Genomic DNA, 18,477 nt, shown 5'->3' with positions numbered 1-18,477 from the left:
AAATAAATTTTAAAAAACATTCACCAGGATATATCCGCTGCCCCTTATTTGTTTTTACTTCACTCACATAACGCAACATTCACTTTACTTTAAGATGATTCCTGGCAAATTATATGTAACTTTACGGGATAGTAAGTTCGCCTGAAAAACCGCGTAAGCGTTGTCTAAGGTGACTATTCGTGTTCCGTCTGATTATGGTGAGTTATTCAGGTAAGGGGAATTATCGTTACGCATTGAGTGAGGGTATGCCATGTCAACGATTATTATGGATTTATGCAGTTACACCCGGCTAGGGTTAAGCGGGTATCTGGTCAGCAGAGGGGTGAAAAAAAGGGAAATCAACGACATCGAAACCGTTGACGAACTCGCTATCGCTTGTGGCGCGCATCAGCCTTCGGTGGTGTTTATTAATGAGGACTGTTTCATTCATACGCCTTCAGACAGTCAACAAATAAAGCAAATCATTAATCAACATCCTGACACGTTATTTATTGTTTTTATGGCAATTGCTAATGTGCATTTTGATGAATATTTATTAGTAAGAAAAAACTTATTGATTAGCTCAAAATCGATTAAACCTGACTCGCTGGATACCATTCTTGGCGATATTCTGAAAAAAGAGTCGGGTATTTCAGGAACCATAAATTTACCAACATTATCGTTAAGTCGAACTGAATCCAGCATGTTGCGAATGTGGATGGAAGGTCAGGGAACCATTCAGATTTCTGACAGAATGAATATTAAAGCAAAAACAGTATCCTCCCATAAGGGGAATATAAAAAGAAAGATAAAAACGCATAATAAACAAGTGATCTATCACGTAGTGCGGCTGACAGATAACGTCACTAACGGCATTTTTGTTAACATGCGCTGAGACATCCGGACTGGCAATGTACCTCCAGTCCGGCTCAATTAGTCCTGCTCCGCCTTCTCGACAAAAATACCATCCTGGTGACCTGACTCATTGAAGAACCAGATGCCGAGCGGGTAATCCTCCAGCGAAACCAGGTACATTGTGCCTTCACTAAATTCTTCCACTGCCAGTACCACGCCCGGTCGGCGGGGACCGCCGTCCGTTTTAACGGTTACCCGATCATTCACCTTCATCATTTTCCTCCTGTCGCTTTGTGCCAGTGTAGAACAATTTTCTGCGTCTGACAGCGCCTTGCCGGCGTGTTTGCTGGTTTTCTCAACGGTCTATACTTAGGCTGTCAGGAACCCGTGAGGTAGTGAAGATGAAAACGGCAAAAGAGTACAGTGATACGGCTAAGCGCGAAGTGAGCGTCGATGTAGATGCGCTACTGGCGGCCATCAATGAGATCAGCGAAAGCGAGGTTCACCGTAGCCAGGAAGATCCTGAGCGGGTGAGCGTAGACGGACGGGAATATCATACATGGCATGAATTAGCTGAAGCATTCGAGCTGGATATTCATGATTTTAGTGTAACAGAAGTAAACCGTTAAAAATGGCCGAAAAAAATCCCGGCCCTACGGGTCGGGATCAAACTTGCTTATGCAAGAAGCACTTGAAAATTCGTTACACCAGGAAATCTGATGTGAGATTTACCTTATCTGCAATTTTTTTGCATGACAAGTAAATATTTTTTACATGAATGATTAAGCACGCTAATAGTTCGGTAGCAAAAGTGTGACAACGCATGTGCTGCCTGGAAGCGACGGGATCGGTTCCAGTTAGCGTTCGACTTCTTTCGGGTGTGCTTTAGGATTTTTCCTGGAAATAAGCCCGCCGTTGCAACGGAAAATGAGGAAAAAATGCTCTCAATCCATGACCCCTTGCTGATTTTTACCGATCTGGACGGCACATTGCTGAACAGCCACACGTTTGAGTGGCAGCCCGCGGCCCCCTGGCTTACACGCCTGCATGAAAGCGGCGTACCTGTGATCCTCTGTAGCAGTAAAACCGCGGCTGAAATGCTCCAGCTCCAGACGACGTTAAATCTACAGGGACTGCCGCTGATTGCGGAAAACGGCGCGGTGATCCAACTGGACGTTCATTGGGAAGACCATCCCAACTATCCCCGCCTGATAGCCGGTATTTCTCACAACGAAATCCGCCTCGTCCTGCATAAGTTGCGTGAAAAGGAACAGTTTAAGTTCACCACGTTTGATGACGTTGACGATCAGGTGATAAGCGAATGGACGGGCCTAAACCGGGCCCAGTCTGCCCTAACCCGTCTGCATGAAGCTTCGGTGTCGCTGATCTGGCGCGATAGCGATGAACGCATGGCGCAGTTTGTCGCCCGTTTAAATGACCTGGGACTGCAATTTGTCCATGGCGCCCGTTTCTGGCATGTGCTGGACGCCTCCGCCGGTAAAGATCAGGCTGCTAACTGGCTGATAGAAGCATATCGTCGGCAGTGGCGCGCGCGTCCTCTGACGTTGGGGCTAGGAGACGGCCCCAATGATGCGCCCTTACTGGATGTGATGGATTATGCGGTTGTCGTTAAAGGGCTAAACCGGGAGGGTGTACATTTGCGTAACGACGATCCTCAGCGCGTCTACCGTAGCCAGAACGAAGGGCCGGATGGCTGGCGCGAAGGAATGGACTATTTCTTTTCCCGCTCCTGAGTCGCGTCGCTGGCGCAAATACGGTTACGTCCGGACTGTTTGGCGTAATAAAGCCGTTTGTCGGCCAGCGACTGCAACTGCTCAAAATCATAGTCGCCGTATTCCTCCGCGCTACTGATCCCCATTGACGCGCTGATACGAAGCGTCGTGCTTTTCGTCACCAGAATCTCTTTGTCATTAATGCGCTGGCGTATGCGTTCGGCAATCTGCAGCGCCTGCGCTTTCGTCGCGCCGGGCAGCACGATACAAAACTCTTCGCCCCCTACCCGTCCGGCGATGTCGTGCGCTCGAATGGTGCTGCCAATGAGCCCAGCGGCATGGGACAACACGCGATCGCCTGCCTGATGACCAAAGCGATCGTTAACGCTTTTAAAATAATCTAAATCCAGCTGTATCACAGAAAATGGCTGGCGGGCTTCCCGATAGCGCTTTGCCAGCCTGGACGCTTTTTCAAACAGCGCGCCACGGTTATATAGCCGGGTCAGCGGATCGTGCCATGCCTGCCACTGCAGCGAATTTTGCAGAACAAACATATTTTTGACCATATGTCGAATAACGCCCCAGGAGATCAACAGCATCGCCGTAAAAAGCACCCATAACAGCGTCAGCGCGATACTAATACTGCCAAAATTCCCTTGTATGCCTTCACGTAATGTATGCACGCGCAGCAGGACGCCATCAAAATGATCCAGCCGCTCCCAGCTTACATAATGCGTTCCTAAACGCAGCCCGCCCAGGGTATCTTTTTCTATTTCACGCGCCAGTAAGGCGCGCTCACGGTCATTTAACGTATTCGCGGTTTGTTGTTCCGGCGCGGAGTCCGTCAACAAACGGAGATGGTTATCGTATAGCTGATATTCCCCTTCAATATCCTTTTCGGCCGCATCGCGCAGGAACCGCTGTAATGACGCGACGGGAATATCCATTGCCAGTACGCCATACCAGTAATTATCGTGATCCAGCGGTAGACTGGCTGTCACTTTTTTCTGCTCGTCAGCAACATAGGGCTGTGCGGAGGTAAACCACCGCACGCCGCGCTGTGGGTTACGCCGTTGGCTTTGCTCGATAAACCAGGGCTGGGTCACGTACTGATAGTAACGGGAGACAATATCGCTACCGTACGCCGTAGGGAGAGTTGAGAGGTAAAACCCTGAGCGAGAAACATACATCGTCTCCAGCGTCAGCATGGCGGATGAGCGAGCCAGACGCGCCAGATACCCTAACTCCAGAGTGGCGGTTAATTCATTTGCCAGGTCACGACTCTCCCGCGAAAGAAGCGTCGTCCGGGCGACAAATTGATCGGAAACGCCATATAACGGCAATGTCCGCCGCTTATCCAGCTCCAGTTGCCAGAAATGTCTGACGCGTCGTTGCTCAAACTGCGTCACCGCGCTTTGCAATGCGGAAAAAGCCAGCGGCGCCACCAGTGCTTCATGCATACCGTTGCGTAAAAAGATCAACCTGTCCATGTTGAATTGCAGTTGGCGGTCAAGGACATTCGCGACGCTCCCCAGATGATTGCGCTGACTGGCGACATACGCGTCTTTCAGTATCATCACTTCCCGCCAGGTAAGTAGCGTCGAGAACAGCATCACGATCAGAAAACAGGTGTTGACGACATGACCGGGACCAAAACGCCGCGCCAGCTTTTTAAACCAGCCTTGATTGTCTAACAGTGTTTCGTGCGGCACCCTGGTAACTCCTGGTTATTGATACAACTCCCCCTGATGGCTTACGGTAGCCAGACCTCATCAAGGGATACCACTCAATCCTGGCATAGCCAGGTAGCAGCATGTCGCAGCGCGACGACTCTTTTTCTCCACAGCAAAACGCCCGGCATTAACCGGGCGTTTTGTCATCGGGCTTCGTCCCGCACGCGCCTTTCCTTGCCTGGCACGAGCTCATTCTCATGGAATGCCTCCCGCTTTACGCCAAAACCATCATACCAGCGACACTCTACCATTCCGCTGGAATAACCGGTGACGATCATCCGGGGCCCACCCTCTTTCACGGTAACTTCCTCACTGACAGAAAAGACCATACCTGCCTCCTGTATCAGATGAAACGTTTTCACCTTAGACGAGGATGGGCAATTTTGCATAATTCATTGTAGAAAATCAGTGCGAAACACCGCGAATTTTCGCCACACCTTTCACCAGCGCCACTACAATGGCGCCGATAATAAAGCCGAGCACCAGATTCAGCCCCGCAGGGATCGTATGCGCCATGAAAGCCCCCTGCTGCTGCGCAAAATGTTCAATGGCATGGTGTAGCGGCGCAATACCGTGTACGACAATCCCGCCGCCGACCAGAAACATCGCCAGCGTACCGACAATGGATAATGCTTTCATTAACCAGGGCGCGATAATCAGCAATCCTTTACCGACGCCCTGCACCAACACGCTACGCTTTTCCGCCAGCCAGTACCCCATATCATCCAGTTTGACAATAATACCCACCAGGCCATACACGCCAATGGTCACAACCAACGCAATCCCCGCCAGCACCAACACCTGATTAAGCAGCGGCGCCTGCGCGACAATCCCCAGGGTAATGGCCACAATTTCAGCGGACAGAATGAAATCGGTACGGACCGCCCCTTTTACTTTATCTTTTTCAAAGGCCAAAGGATCTTGCGCAGCCAGCGCCTCAAGACGTTTTTGCCGCTCCGCCGGGTCTTCTTTGTGTTTTCGCGCCTCAAAGGTATGCAGGACTTTTTCTACCCCTTCAAAGCAGAGAAACGCGCCGCCTAACATTAATAAAGGCGTGATGGCCCACGGGATAAATGCGCTTATCAGCAGCGCCAACGGCACCAGAATAACCTTGTTGATTAATGATCCTTTCGCCACGCTCCATACCACTGGCAGCTCGCGATTAGCGCGAACGCCGGTCACCTGCTGCGCATTGAGCGACAGGTCGTCCCCCAGTACGCCCGCGGTTTTTTTCGCGGCCAATTTGCCCATTACCGAAATATCGTCCAGCAGCGTGGCGATATCGTCGAGTAATGTCAGTAAGCTACTTCCTGCCAAAATGATTTCCTCGGTCTTTTCTTCTAAGACGTTAAGTATGTAGCAAAATGCGTAATGCCGAAACCGGCGGTGCGGGTCAACGCCTTTTTATTCCAAAAGGACAATTATAATGCTCGCCAGCATAATAATTTTGACGTTTACTATATCCACCCTTTTTATTTCACCGTGAGTGATTATGCGTTTCCGGCAGTTATTACCTCTTTTTGGCGCGCTTTTTGCCTTGTACATCATTTGGGGGTCTACCTATTTTGTTATCCGCATAGGCGTTGAAAGCTGGCCGCCGCTGATGATGGCAGGCGTACGTTTTCTCTCGGCGGGGATGTTGCTCATGGCGTTTTTGCTGCTGCGCGGCGAAAAACTTCCGCCGCTGCGCCAGACCATCAACGCCGCGCTGATTGGTCTACTGCTGCTGGCGGTGGGTAACGGCCTGGTGACGGTGGCGGAGCATCAAAACGTGCCATCGGGCATTGCTGCCGTCGTGGTCGCCACTGTCCCGCTATTTACGCTGTGCTTTAGCTACTTTTTTGGTATTAAAACGCGCAAATTAGAATGGGTGGGGATTGCCATTGGACTTGCCGGGATTATTCTGCTGAACAGCGGCGGTAATTTAAGCGGCAATCCGTGGGGCGCGATTTTGATCCTGATAGGTTCGATGAGCTGGGCATTTGGTTCCGTTTACGGCTCGCGCATCGCCCTGCCTGTGGGCATGATGGCGGGCGCGATTGAAATGCTGGCGGCGGGCGTGGTATTGCTTTGCGCGGCGTTTCTTTCCGGCGAAAAGCTCGCCACGCTGCCTGGTTTATCGGGGTTTATGGCCGTCGGCTACCTGGCGTTGTTCGGTTCTATTATCGCCATTAATGCCTATATGTACCTGATTCGCAACGTCAGTCCGGCGCTGGCGACCAGCTACGCCTATGTGAATCCGGTTGTCGCCGTGTTGCTTGGCACTGGCCTGGGCGGTGAGAGGTTATCGCCCGTTGAATGGGCCGCGCTGGGTGTGATTGTGTTTGCCGTAGTGCTGGTGACTCTGGGTAAGTACCTGTTTCCCGCCAGGGCGGTGGTCACGCCGTGTAAAACGGAAGATTCACGCCAGTAGATGAATCCCCTGGATGTCGATCTGCGCGCTGGCGCCGCCGCCGCAGATCCACTCTTCCAGGCGCTCCGCCAACGCCGCGTCGCTCAATTTCGCTCGCCCGCGCAAGGCGCACTCCCAGACGATCAGCACCCGCCAGCCAAGCGCCTGTAAACGCTGAATATCGCGCTCATCGCGCTCAACGTTCTTACCGATTTTTTCCAGCCAGAAAGCCGTTCGCGTGGCCGGTACTTTGAACAGATAACAGTGGTGATGATGCCAAAAGCAGCCGTGAGTAAAAATCACACAATCATAGTCATTCACCACAAAGTCCGGCTTGCCCGGTAATGTCGCGTCCTGAGTATGAAACGTAATCCCCTGCGCGCTTAGCAGGCTGGCAAGACGTTTTTCAATAGCCGTACCGCGGGTCGCTATCGCGCGCATATTTTTACTGCGCGTGGCTTTATCGTGAACGTCCGCCATCTACCGTCTCTCTCTGACGCAGCGTCACCGCCTGGTGAATTTTGGGTTCCAGCAGCTTTGCTACCGCGGCAAATACCGGCACCACCACGGAGTTGCCAAACTGGCGATAGGCCTGCGTATCCGAGACAGGTATCCTGAACTGGTACGTTTGCGGCGCCTCAAATCCCATTAAACGCGCGCATTCTCTCGGCGTGAGTCGGCGGGGACGATGTTGTTGGTTGCCAGCATCGTCGAAATTCACTTCGCCTTTCGCCATATCCCAACCACGATCGATCAAAATTTCGGCGCCATCTTTGTAGTAGCGAGCAGATAACGTGCGCGCCACACTTTCCGGATTGTCAGGATAAACCATGCCATAGCCAAAACCGTTTCCCCGCGCCTGGTGCTTTTTCGCGTAGCGATATAAATATTTCCACAGCACCGGCGTCAGGATATATTTGGCTTCGACGACGGGCTCCAGCAGTTCTGCCAGCGTCGGACGGCGCGGTGGATAACAACGGGCGATATTGCGTAACGTAAAATCGGTTTTCAGGTTTAAATCGCGACGGAATCCCACCAACACAATACGTTCCCGATGCTGAGGAAGAAAGTGCTGCCCGTCGATAATTTTCGGATCGTCCGGGCCATTGTCAGCGGCATCCGCCACGTCATATCCCAGTTCATCGAGCGTTTGCATAATAATGCGGAAGGTGTTGCCCTGGTCGTGACTTTTAAGGTTTTTCACGTTTTCCAGCACAAACAGCGCGGGGCGGCGGGCATCGATAATTCTTACGACATCAAAAAATAACGTCCCCTGAGTCTCGCAGGCAAAGCCGTGGGCGCGGCCCAGCGCATTTTTCTTGGAAACGCCCGCCAGAGAAAATGGCTGACAGGGAAAGCCCGCCAACAGGACATCATGTTGCGGAATATGCTGGCGAATGTGTTCCGCCGCCTCATCATCGCTGACCCCTTCCCGGTGGCTCAACGTGATATCGCGGATATCTTCATTAAAGCGATGTTGCAGCGGATCGCAAAAATAGTTCGCTTTATATGTCCGTACCGCGTGCTTATTCCATTCGCTGGTAAACACGCACTGTCCGCCTATCGCTTCAAATCCGCGGCGAATGCCGCCGATGCCCGCGAAGAGATCGATAAAACGAAAGGCGTAATGTGGATGATGCGCTGGCGGCGTCGGCAACCCTGTTTTAAGACAGGTGAGTTCATTGTCGCTCAAACGATGCCATGCCGCGTTCATCATTACGCGCTTGAAGATGGCCGGGCTCCAGTGCTGTTCGCCCAGGCCGTTAAGGTGCGCCACCAGCGTTTTAACATCGTAGATTTCCAGCAATTGACTCAGCATCGCCTGGATCTCGCTTCCGGCGTCGTCGGCGATGAGGTTCCGGGCGTGTGTTACTGAAATATTTTCCTGCATACATTTAACCGGCCAAAAATAATTGCCGACAGACTAACATAAAATGACGCGGTTTACGTTTCAGCGGCAGGGGTTACTGATGCGTAGCAAACATCTGGATGACCGCATCATCCCGTGTTTCATAGTCGCCTTTCAGCTCAGCGCTCAGTTTCGCCATGTACGACACCAGAAAATCCGCATTACGCTGCGCCAGGTACTTGCCCCGTTCAGTCTGCATCGTCAGCGGCAGTTTCAGCAGTTTGGTTTGAAAATGGTCGAGCGCGAATTGCTTATCGTTAAGAGGCCGTCTGTCGGCAAAGGGATCGTCGGCATCAAACAGCGCGACGCCCAGCGAGCCGGAGACCGCGAAGACCCGCGCCAGACCAATGGCGCCCAACGCCTCCAGCCTGTCTGCATCCTGCACGATTTTTGCCTCTGGCGTGGTAGGCGCAATTTTTGCGCTGAAGCTATGCGCTTCGATAGCATGACAAATGCCCGCCAGTTTTTCTGCCGGAAAGTCAGGAAAATCCCGCAGAAAAATACGCCGGGTTTCTGCCGCCGCCAGAATGGAAGAACGATGCCGCTGCGGATGATTTTTCGCCAGGCTGACGATGTCATGGAAATAACATGCCGATAGCACCACCAGCCAGTCGACAGGACTGTTTTCCCCGAGCGTTTGCGCGGTTGCCCAAACACGACGAAAATGGAAGATGTCATGGGCGGCATCCTGTTCCTGGTGGTGGTGACGTAGCCAGTCTTCAAACTGCGATTGCCAGTATCCTGAGTCCATACGCCCTCTCTTTATAGCAGACCATTTTTATTACATGCCTGAGCACAGGGTTCGCTATCCTGACATATCCGCCACCACTTTACATCCCTGCGTGCTTGCGCGTTTCTGGCTTGGTGTCGGCGGGATAAGCCCTGTTTTTGCGAGGCCGGGTGTACCAGGCAATACACCCCAGAATAAGCCAGACGACGCCCAGCGAAAGCGCGTTAAGCCATTTTTCCGTTGCGCTGCCAGGAGTGCTGATTGGGCCGAGAACCGGCTCGGTTTGTATGGCGGACATCAGCCACACGCAACGCGCCATCGCCCAGATGAAGTAGCCGCAAAAGGTATAAAAAACCCATAACGCTAATTTGCCGCCCATGCTACGGGTGGCGTTGTCCTCCCTGGTACTCAAACTTTACTCCGCTTTTGTGATGTAAGTCATATGACATTAATTACATTATAATGTGACATTAGTCACATTTCGACCATGAAATACCTTATCCACCTGTTCTGGTTATTCATTCCACAAATAGTTTATTCTCAGTTAATGTTGCGTCTGGCGCTGAACCTGCTGTTAAATAAGGGAATGGTGATTGAATCGCACTCTGATGCAGAATAACCTATAACCAGAACAACTTATTTTTACGCACCGCGATAGCGTTTTATTTTATTAGCATTAAGTGTCAGAATGATTCGGTTATTAGCCTTTTATCATTTATTTTATCATTACCCACATTACCGGCATTTATGCCGGTTTTTTTTATGCCTTTTTCCTAATCAAAGCATCAAACACATATAAAAAACAAATTATATTCACTTCAATAACCATCAAGTCAAAACATATAACTCATTGATAAAAAATGATAATTATAGAATATATATTCTTAGTAACTTATATAGCTCGTATTATAAAAAACCAAACAGAAACAAATTGAAATATTTTAAATACCTTTGTTACATGTTATTTTTTAAATTCCATGAACTTCATAGAATAGTATCAATTTGTAGTTTTGTTGAAGTGGCTACATATTCATATAAATTATTATCATAAGGGAATACATAATGAACAGAAAAGTTCTGGCACTGCTTGTCCCGGCGTTATTAGTGGCAGGCGCAGCAAATGCGGCTGAAATTTATAATAAAAATGGCAACAAACTCGACCTGTACGGCAAAGTTGATGGTCTGCGTTACTTCTCTGACAATGCAGGCGACGATGGCGACCAGTCCTACGCCCGTATTGGCTTTAAAGGCGAAACGCAGATCAACGATATGCTGACCGGCTATGGTCAGTGGGAATACAACATTAAGGTGAACACCACCGAAGGCGAAGGTGCAAACTCCTGGACTCGTCTGGGCTTTGCCGGTCTGAAATTCGGCGAGTACGGCTCTTTCGATTATGGCCGTAACTATGGTGTTATCTACGACATTGAAGCCTGGACCGATGCGCTGCCGGAATTCGGCGGTGATACTTATACCCAGACCGATGTCTATATGCTGGGCAGAACCAACGGCGTTGCTACCTACCGTAATACCGACTTCTTCGGTCTGGTGGAAGGCCTGAACTTCGCGTTGCAGTACCAGGGTAATAATGAAAATGGCGGTGCTGGTGAAGGTACAGGTAACGGCGGCAGCCGCAAACTGGCCCGTGAAAACGGCGACGGTTTCGGTATGTCTGCCTCCTACGACTTTGACTTCGGGTTAAGCCTGGGTGCGGCCTACTCTTCCTCTGACCGTACGGACAATCAGGTTGCTCGTGGTTATGGCGACGGCATGAATGAGCGCAACAACTATGCTGGTGGTGAAACCGCTGAAGCCTGGACCGTAGGTGCCAAATATGACGCCTACAATGTTTACCTGGCGGCGATGTACGCTGAAACCCGCAACATGACCTATTATGGCGGCGGCAATGGCGAAGATAATGGCGGTATTGCTAACAAAACCCAGAACTTTGAAGTGGTTGCGCAGTATCAGTTCGATTTCGGTCTGCGTCCGTCCATCGCCTACTTGCAGTCTAAGGGCAAAGATTTAGGCGGTCAGGAAGTCCATCGTGGCAACTGGCGTTACACCAACAAAGATCTGGTTAAATATGTTGACGTCGGTATGACTTACTACTTCAACAAAAATATGTCCACCTACGTTGATTATAAAATCAACCTGCTGGACGAAGATGATGACTTCTACGCAAACAACGGTATTGCAACCGATGATATCGTAGGTGTTGGTCTGGTCTACCAGTTCTAAGACGCTTTATGTTATTCAAGCCCGTGCTTAGCGCGGGCTTGTTATTATAGGGCAAGAATTAAATAACGGATAACGGCGCAAAGACAGGTGACCTGGCTTCATCGGATAGATGAAGACAACGTCGCTCTTTTCAGGCGCTGTCTGCAAGAGAAATAACACCTTTGGGGAAAGGTAAATGCCACTATAGATGATGGATGTCAGCGTCTATAGATGATAATCATCGGGCATAAAAAAGCTCCGGTACGGAGCTAATATGAATTATTTTCTAAAATCTGGCGGAACCTGTCCTGAGCGAATGTATAATCCAACATTATCAAAAGTGATCATGGTTGACTTACAAAAAATACATTTCGCGCCAAATGGATTTTGCTCAGTAACATCGAATGTCGATGTTCTGTATTGTGAACCATGGCAACATGGACACCGGAAGTGAATTTTATTAGTAATATCAGTTGCCTTAAAGCGCCACAACGTTGACCGCTGATGGACCTTTTGGTCCCTGCTCTACTGAAAACTCCACTTCCTGATTTTCATTCAGAGTGCGGAATTCATTACTTTGAATGGCGGAAAAATGCACAAACACATCTTTGCTGCCATCTTTAGGCGTAATGAAACCAAAGCCCTTTTCAGGGTTAAACCATTTTACTAAACCAGTGATTTTCGTCGTCATAATATTGTTACCTTTTGAATGAGCCCTTGGGCGAAATGGCCTGAAGAAAATTATCAGAGAGAAAAAAACCTAAAGGAGATCTCAAGAGGAACAAATGATGAGAAATATTACAATCACTACTTCAGATAAGTTTGTATCAAACCGCACAACCATTAACGCATGGTTAACTGCACATAGCAAGCTTTAGTTTTGTTAAAAAAATATTAATTGTTTTTTAGCATTATCACGCTGATTGCCATACTCTTTTTATCCATGCCCGTCGCTACGGCTGAAATCTGGCGTAAATAAGTGACGTCCCACAACGCCTACCTGGCAATAAATGCGCCACATTTCCTGATGTCGTAAACCAGGATACATGCGCCTCATCGTGAGAGGTTCCTGTGATCTTGTGTGACCAAAATCGGTTAGAGAACGGGGATGATTTGGCAACTATCTCAGGCATTGATCGCACAAGTTACTTAACACGCAGTAGATCAGAGTATCTTGTGGTGTACCGAGGCGAAAGCATTTCTCGCTTCATAGCCCACTGTTGCGACATCCCCTGCCCGGCGAAGTACAGCGTCCCCTTCCCGTCTTTTGCGTTAAGATGGTCCAGTACTTCCATCAACTTCGCACTACCGGCGCGCGGCGCGTTATCGTCGAAAAGGTTGAGTTGCGCTACGCCCTGACTGAAGAAGTCACCCAGCATCACCCCCGCTTTCTGGTAGCGATGGCCGTCGCGCCAGATTTTATCCAGACATTTCACAGCCGCATTGATAATGTCGCGTGAATCCTGCGTGGGGGTGAGAAGCGTCACCGCGGCGCTGTTACCGTAGTAGGGCTCGTTCAGGGCAAAGGGGGATGTTTTGACGAATGTTGAGATGAAACGGCAGTACTGGTGCTCGCCGCGGAGTTTTTCTGCCGCGCGCGCAGCGTAGCTGTAAATAGCCTGGCGCATTTCCTCATAGTCTGTGACCCGCTCGCCGAAAGAGCGGCTACAAACGATTTCCTGCTTTGCCGGCGCAAACTCTTCAAGCTCCAGACATGGCTCTCCGCGAAGCTCTCTCACGGTACGCTCCAGCACGACATTGAAGTGTTTCCTGATGATCCAAGTACTTTGTTCAGAGAGATCGAGAGCAGTCTTGATGCCCAGGGCATTGAGCTTCTTACTGATGCGCCTGCCGACACCCCAGACATCCTCTACGGGTATCAGGGCCAGCAGCCGACGCTGGCGATCGATGTTCGACAGGTCAACCACCCCGCCGGTCTGGCGCTGCCACTTTTTCGCAGCATGATTAGCCAGCTTGGCAAGGGTTTTCGTCTGGGCAATGCCTACACCGACAGTCAGGTGCGTGCGCTTCAGGACCGTCGCTCTTATCTCGCGCCCGAAATCTGTCAGATCCCGGCAGTTTCGTACCCCCGTCAGATCACAAAAAGCCTCATCAATGCTGTAAATTTCTACCCGCGGCACCATCTCCTCGAGTGTGGTCATTACCCGGTTCGACATATCAGCGTAAAGCTCGTAATTACTGCTGAAGCAAACAACGCCGGATCGCCGGAAGCGTTCTTTCTGTTTGAAGTATGGCTCACCTGGTGCGATACCGAGCTGTTTCGCCTCGGCGCTACACGCGATAACGCAGCCATCATTGTTTGATAACACCACCACTGGTCGGCCACATAAATCAGGACGAAAGACCGTTTCGCAGGAGGCGTAAAAGCTATTAACATCGCAGAGCGCGAACATAATCAACTGACCGCTTTAATGATAAAGGTCACCACCCCGAATATGTCGAGCGTGTCTTCACTGCCGACAGGTATAGGTCGATAGGCGCCGTTCATGGGGATTAACTGCACTGTCGGGCGCAACTGCAACCGTTTTACGGTGAACTCTCCTTCAATTGCCGCAATTACAATGTCACCGTGGTCAGCGTTCCGTGAGCTATCCACCACCAGCAGATCACCGTCGCTGATGCCTGCTTCAATCATTGAATCACCCGTGGCTTTGACAAAATATGTTGAGCTGGGATGAGAAACGAGCAACTCATTAAGATCGATACGCTGCTCAATATAGTCCGCCGCGGGGCTGGGGAATCCACACGGCACTAAGTAACTGAAAAATGGGAGAGGAATAATTTCGCGCAACTCTGTAGGTCTGAAAAATTCCATAATCCATACCTCGAATACTGTTTTTATATACAGTAGTGTTATTTGAACATGCACGCAAGATACCGGAGTCGCTACGACTGTTTAAATCTTCGTCGCTTCGTTTGTAAGTTTCTCTCTCAGTTCAAATTATGCGTTTTGTAAATTTTCCGGTTGTATTGTCATGTGCGCATATTTAAGCCAGCCTGGAGGCCAGATTTTCTGTACAGCGTCGACAGTCCCGCAGCGTAAGTTATCGCCACGCGCCAGCGCGTTTCCCTGACAGCAAGTAATCTTCTGCCCGGCGCCCATGTCTACAGGGGAACATTTCGGGCAACAGGCCGGGTGCGACGATTACCGAGGACGACGGCGTTAAGTCGCCGCAAGTGACATCACTGTGAATCCCGATGGGGTACAGCGAAAGACCGGGGCAGAAAACCAGGAGTTGACTTATGATCGAAAAGTAAAAATAACACCATCCCTGGCCCCCTCTTCTGGCAGAAAAAGCATAAGATGGCGATACGTTTTTCACGTAATATTCTAACAGAATACTCTAAGTGTATTCTAAGTGTGAGACTGATCGCTGAAAGAAGATGAGCTAAGTGTTTGAATTGTGGCGGAGAGAGGGTCTAAATTTTTAGTGTTCGCCAATGCCCACCTGAGTACAATTTTTCCTTTAAAAACAAAATATTGTCATTATTTTTTTGTTCGGTAGTGTATTGCTACTGTGCAAACAATCAGCTATTTTATGCAGTACCGTATGTATGGCGGGTTGTATGACAGGATTTTGCTATGCCAAAGAAGGCCAAGGAACTCTCAGGACTCGTCGTATCACGATTAAAATCCGAAGGTATGTATGCCGTTGGTGGTGTGGATGGTTTATACCTTCGCATCCGAAATCAGTCCCGTGCATGGGTTCTTTGTGTAGCTATGGGAACCCGAATCAACAATCTCGGTAGAACAGTTCCAAGACGTTTGAATATGGGGCTTGGCCCTTACCCGGAAGTCTCCTTAGCCGAAGCGCGTGACAAAGCGCGTGAGCTACGTAAACAAATCCGTAATGGTATTAATCCCCTTCAGGAAAAACACGAGCAAAAAGCCCGGCAGGAAATACTGGCCCGGAAGAAAAAGACCTTTGCCGAGTGTTGTGAAGAAGTGCTGGAAGTCAAAGACAGTGAGATGAAGAACAAAAAACATCTCGCTCAATGGCGTTCCACACTGGAGACCTATGCCTACCCTTTCATTGGCAAAAAGGCCGTTAGTGAAATCACCAAAATTGATCTTCTGGCAATACTGGAACCTATCTGGTTAACCAAGAATGAAACCGCCAGCCGTCTTCGTGGACGTATTGAAACGGTGATCGATTACGCTAAGGCTAAAGAATACTTTGAAGGGGATAACCCTGCCGCATGGAAAGGTATGTTGAAACCTCTCCTGCCTCAACCAAGTAAAGTTCAAATCACCAAACACCATGCCGCCCTCCCCTATAGTCAGATCGGCACCTTTATGGAAGAGCTGCGTGAACGGAGCGGCGTTTCACCTCGTGCCCTTGAGTTTGCCATTTTGACCGCAGCACGCTCAGGAGAAATTCGTGGTGCCGAGTGGTCAGAGATCGATCTTGAAGGTAAAACATGGACTATCCCCGCCAGTCGAATGAAAGCGGCAAAAGAGCATCGAGTTCCTTTGTCTGATGCTGCCGTTGCACTGTTAAAAGATTTACCCCGCTTTAAAGGCAATAACTTTGTGTTCCCTGCCCCTCGTAAAGGACAACTTTCTGATACTGCTTTGCTGGCAGTGTTAAAACGAATGGGATATACCGACTTAACGCAACATGGGTTCAGGTCTACATTCCGTGATTGGGCTGGTGAAACGACCAACTACCCACGTGAGGTTATTGAACATGCATTAGCTCACCAGTTGGCAGATAAGGCCGAAGCAGCGTATCAACGTGGGACGTTATGGCCTAAGCGGGTCGCGTTGATGGATGAGTGGACGGGGTATTGTTTTGCAAACATATTAACCCCACTAAGTGATGTTACTATGTTATGACAGGCTTGGATGTTCTCAGCCTGTCATAGATAATCAAAATATGTGAGTAACACAGAATAATTAATGCCGTTTACTCATATAGCAGAATGATATTTGTTATATTAAGCTGTTGTTGGTAATTGTATATTACTTGACATTATGTGAAGGTTCTCCATATCTTCATCCCATAACTTATGGGCCATCATATTACCCCGTAAAGTCAGATAATCCTCGCTCGTATGTAATACAGTAGCCGATACTGCAGAAAATATGGCACTTCTTTGACATTCTTTCAGTATCCCTCTAACAGTACCGATTAATTTTCTTTTATTTTTGCTTATTGGATTTGAAAGATATCCCTCAAATAAAGTTAAAGAATCCTCTATTTTTTCCGCAATTATAGCTCCTGTTTCACATCTTGGCTTAACCAAATGTTCTCTATCGTTAAGATTTAAAACATCTATAGTCAGAATACCTTTCTCATTCCTCCCTTTCATTCTGAAATTTTTAATATAAAAAAACTCTGCCGGGAGTTCCTCAAAAGGATTAACTATTGGTTCTTGGACAACATCATGTGTCCCTTTAGAACCATTACAATGACGACATGAAGGTAATAGGTTATTCCACTCTATTACATCATCAGGGTAATCATTCTTATCTTTAAAATGCTCCACCTCATGATATGTGCTTTTTTCACCAAGCTTAACCTCACAGTATGCACATTTTTTATCACTTAACTCCATCAACGAATTTTTTACATCATCATGATGCCATACATGAGTACCACTGCTCTTAAATTTTTCAGTTAAACGACTAACATTCTGAGGAGAAAAGAATAGAGGTGTAAAATTTCTTTCCAGCTTAATCATTTATTTACTGCCCTCCTCGATTACTGAGGAAAGATCAATACTAAGCATTTTTCTAAGCACATTTGCTGGATGAAGTGCCCTATCTAATTCTTTATAAATACGCTCTGCTTCAATTTTATTCTCCTCATCAATAGCTTGATCAAATGCAGCAAGCATACTTTGTAATTTCTGACTTCTTGTGTCTTCCATTCCCATTACATCTTTGAGTACCTCATCTAATGTCCATCCAGTATAACCAAACTCATTACTCGGAAGTTCTCTGACGTATGTATATCCATTACTATCTGTCCCTAATGCAATTATCTGATTAGGTTCCGCATTTTGTATAATGTGAGGACTATGAGTAGTAACTATAAATTGTGTTGCAGGAAATGTGTCTCGCAAAACAGAAACAATTTTGGACTGCCATTCAGGATGAAGATGCATTTCCAGCTCATCAATCAATACAATGCCATCAAAATGCTGTGCTAAACAATTTTCATCAGGCATTCTTAGTTCAATCTCTTTTATTATGCCGAATAAAATACTCAGACATGATTTAAATCCTGATGACAAATATTCATACCAAATTTCTCCATTTGGAGTAGATACGAAAACATCAAATTTTTTCGCATCTACGCGAGAAAATTTATATTCAGCATTAAGCAGTGAAAAGCATTTTTTTGCCAACTCCAAATTAACCTTATTATTTTCACTTAATGCTTCTGGTGTATTAAAGAAGAGACAGCGTTTTGCGAACCAATTTTTCATATCCGCAACCGAAATTCCGTCAGTCAAAAGTGTGTATATGCTATGATCTTGTCTCTCCTCATCTTTAGAGATATTAGATAAAGATACATATTTGAACATTCTAGAAATATTCAAATAAATCACTTTCCTTCCTAACTCTCTTAAGCCACTAATATATGAGTAATCCTTAGGATTGAACTGTTCAAGAGAAATATGACTTTCTCTAATATTGTCACAATCATTTAATACGGTATTTATCTGACCATCAGTAGACTGAGCATGTCTTTTAAGGACATAGCTGTTTGTATTAATAAAACTATGTGCTACGGAATCTAAAATTGTGGTTTTTCCTATCCCATTTGGTCCGCAAATAATATTCATGCTCGCATCAAAATTAATTATTGCTCTTTTTATACCACCAACATCTTTGATATCAATTTTTTGTATTTTCATTAATACCCTCTACTTTACAAGCCATTAAATAATGA

20 protein-coding genes are annotated in these 18,477 nt (G+C 48.0%); 6 read left to right on the top strand and 14 right to left on the bottom strand.

Going from position 1 to position 18,477, the window contains the following annotated elements:
- The first annotated feature begins 250 nt into the window (after positions 1 to 250).
- Entirely contained in the window at positions 251 to 874 is a 624-nt protein-coding gene (gene rcsA / locus HU143_RS09450) for a transcriptional regulator RcsA (RefSeq protein ID WP_000103971.1), read from the top strand.
- Positions 875 to 912: 38 nt separating this feature from the next.
- On the opposite strand, the gene dsrB is transcribed toward rcsA, so the two are convergent.
- Positions 913 to 1,107, bottom strand: coding sequence for a protein DsrB (dsrB, locus tag HU143_RS09445; protein WP_000867218.1), 195 nt, complete (start codon positions 1,105 to 1,107; stop codon positions 913 to 915).
- A gap of 128 nt (positions 1,108 to 1,235) precedes the next feature.
- Here dsrB and yodD point away from each other — a divergent pair, with 128 nt between their 5' ends.
- Both yodD and HU143_RS09435 read left to right on the top strand, forming a co-directional pair.
- Positions 1,236 to 1,463 carry a YodD family peroxide/acid resistance protein gene (gene yodD, locus HU143_RS09440; RefSeq protein ID WP_000844798.1) on the top strand — a complete coding sequence of 76 codons (228 nt, stop codon included), beginning with the start codon at positions 1,236 to 1,238 and terminating at the stop codon, positions 1,461 to 1,463.
- 309 nt (positions 1,464 to 1,772) lie between these two features.
- Complete coding sequence (locus HU143_RS09435) at positions 1,773 to 2,588, top strand: mannosyl-3-phosphoglycerate phosphatase-related protein (RefSeq protein ID WP_000948794.1); 816 nt, start codon at positions 1,773 to 1,775, stop codon at positions 2,586 to 2,588.
- Here HU143_RS09435 and dgcQ read toward each other — a convergent pair.
- The 3 genes from dgcQ to HU143_RS09420 all read right to left on the bottom strand — a co-directional run bounded on the left by dgcQ (position 2,567) and on the right by HU143_RS09420 (position 5,623).
- On the bottom strand, positions 2,567 to 4,279 hold the full coding sequence (dgcQ, locus tag HU143_RS09430; protein WP_001119828.1) for a cellulose biosynthesis regulator diguanylate cyclase DgcQ: 1,713 nt from the start codon (positions 4,277 to 4,279) through the stop codon (positions 2,567 to 2,569). The genes HU143_RS09435 and dgcQ overlap by 22 nt on opposite strands.
- Before the next feature lie 164 nt (positions 4,280 to 4,443).
- Positions 4,444 to 4,629, bottom strand: a complete 186-nt coding sequence (locus HU143_RS09425) for a YodC family protein (RefSeq protein WP_000232161.1) — start codon at positions 4,627 to 4,629, stop codon at positions 4,444 to 4,446.
- Positions 4,630 to 4,705: 76 nt separating this feature from the next.
- Positions 4,706 to 5,623: a DUF808 domain-containing protein gene (locus HU143_RS09420; RefSeq protein ID WP_089541754.1), complete on the bottom strand. Its 918-nt coding sequence runs from the start codon at positions 5,621 to 5,623 to the stop codon at positions 4,706 to 4,708.
- 169 nt (positions 5,624 to 5,792) lie between these two features.
- Between HU143_RS09420 and yedA the strand changes: the two genes are divergently transcribed.
- Positions 5,793 to 6,713 (top strand): drug/metabolite exporter YedA, encoded by a 921-nt coding sequence (gene yedA, locus HU143_RS09415; RefSeq protein ID WP_001212263.1) that lies wholly within the window; start codon positions 5,793 to 5,795, stop codon positions 6,711 to 6,713.
- Here the strand turns inward: yedA and HU143_RS09410 are convergent.
- The 4 genes from HU143_RS09410 to drpB form a co-directional block, all read right to left on the bottom strand.
- Positions 6,702 to 7,172: a very short patch repair endonuclease gene (locus tag HU143_RS09410; RefSeq protein WP_023227460.1), complete on the bottom strand. Its 471-nt coding sequence runs from the start codon at positions 7,170 to 7,172 to the stop codon at positions 6,702 to 6,704. The genes yedA and HU143_RS09410 overlap by 12 nt on opposite strands.
- On the bottom strand, positions 7,153 to 8,583 hold the full coding sequence (locus HU143_RS09405) for a DNA cytosine methyltransferase (protein WP_001157305.1): 1,431 nt from the start codon (positions 8,581 to 8,583) through the stop codon (positions 7,153 to 7,155). The genes HU143_RS09410 and HU143_RS09405 overlap by 20 nt, the downstream gene beginning before the upstream one ends.
- Before the next feature lie 73 nt (positions 8,584 to 8,656).
- On the bottom strand, positions 8,657 to 9,352 hold the full coding sequence (locus HU143_RS09400; protein WP_023227459.1) for a phosphohydrolase: 696 nt from the start codon (positions 9,350 to 9,352) through the stop codon (positions 8,657 to 8,659).
- A gap of 79 nt (positions 9,353 to 9,431) precedes the next feature.
- Positions 9,432 to 9,743 carry a cell division protein DrpB gene (gene drpB / locus HU143_RS09395; RefSeq protein ID WP_023227458.1) on the bottom strand — a complete coding sequence of 104 codons (312 nt, stop codon included), beginning with the start codon at positions 9,741 to 9,743 and terminating at the stop codon, positions 9,432 to 9,434.
- A gap of 650 nt (positions 9,744 to 10,393) precedes the next feature.
- Here drpB and ompS1 point away from each other — a divergent pair.
- Positions 10,394 to 11,572, top strand: a complete 1,179-nt coding sequence (gene ompS1, locus HU143_RS09390) for a porin OmpS1 (RefSeq protein ID WP_024154957.1) — start codon at positions 10,394 to 10,396, stop codon at positions 11,570 to 11,572.
- A gap of 258 nt (positions 11,573 to 11,830) precedes the next feature.
- Here ompS1 and HU143_RS09385 read toward each other — a convergent pair whose 3' ends face one another.
- From HU143_RS09385 to HU143_RS09370, 4 genes are all read right to left on the bottom strand, one after another.
- On the bottom strand, positions 11,831 to 12,019 hold the full coding sequence (locus HU143_RS09385; RefSeq protein WP_024131109.1) for a hypothetical protein: 189 nt from the start codon (positions 12,017 to 12,019) through the stop codon (positions 11,831 to 11,833).
- Positions 12,020 to 12,029: 10 nt separating this feature from the next.
- Positions 12,030 to 12,242: a cold shock domain-containing protein gene (locus HU143_RS09380; protein ID WP_000208509.1), complete on the bottom strand. Its 213-nt coding sequence runs from the start codon at positions 12,240 to 12,242 to the stop codon at positions 12,030 to 12,032.
- A gap of 454 nt (positions 12,243 to 12,696) precedes the next feature.
- Positions 12,697 to 13,965, bottom strand: coding sequence for a Y-family DNA polymerase (locus tag HU143_RS09375; RefSeq protein WP_023194544.1), 1,269 nt, complete (start codon positions 13,963 to 13,965; stop codon positions 12,697 to 12,699).
- 2 nt (positions 13,966 to 13,967) lie between these two features.
- Positions 13,968 to 14,387: a translesion error-prone DNA polymerase V autoproteolytic subunit gene (locus tag HU143_RS09370; RefSeq protein ID WP_000394197.1), complete on the bottom strand. Its 420-nt coding sequence runs from the start codon at positions 14,385 to 14,387 to the stop codon at positions 13,968 to 13,970.
- Between the two features lie 768 nt (positions 14,388 to 15,155).
- On the opposite strand from HU143_RS09370, the gene HU143_RS09360 reads away from it, so the two are divergent.
- A complete protein-coding gene (locus HU143_RS09360; protein WP_023226632.1) occupies positions 15,156 to 16,412 on the top strand; it encodes a tyrosine-type recombinase/integrase in 1,257 nt (418 codons plus the stop codon).
- Positions 16,413 to 16,513: 101 nt separating this feature from the next.
- Here HU143_RS09360 and HU143_RS09355 read toward each other — a convergent pair whose 3' ends face one another.
- Positions 16,514 to 17,260: an HNH endonuclease gene (locus HU143_RS09355; protein WP_023226633.1), complete on the bottom strand. Its 747-nt coding sequence runs from the start codon at positions 17,258 to 17,260 to the stop codon at positions 16,514 to 16,516.
- Positions 17,261 to 18,442, bottom strand: a complete 1,182-nt coding sequence (locus HU143_RS09350) for an AAA family ATPase (RefSeq protein WP_023226634.1) — start codon at positions 18,440 to 18,442, stop codon at positions 17,261 to 17,263. It lies immediately after the preceding gene.
- Positions 18,443 to 18,477 lie beyond the last annotated feature (35 nt).

Origin of the sequence: Salmonella sp. SJTUF14076 (genome assembly GCF_015534835.1) — a bacterium.
Taxonomy (GTDB): domain Bacteria; phylum Pseudomonadota; class Gammaproteobacteria; order Enterobacterales; family Enterobacteriaceae; genus Salmonella; species Salmonella enterica.
The sequence above is the reverse complement of the archived record's forward strand: the minus strand, read 5'-3'. Positions and strand labels throughout refer to the sequence as shown.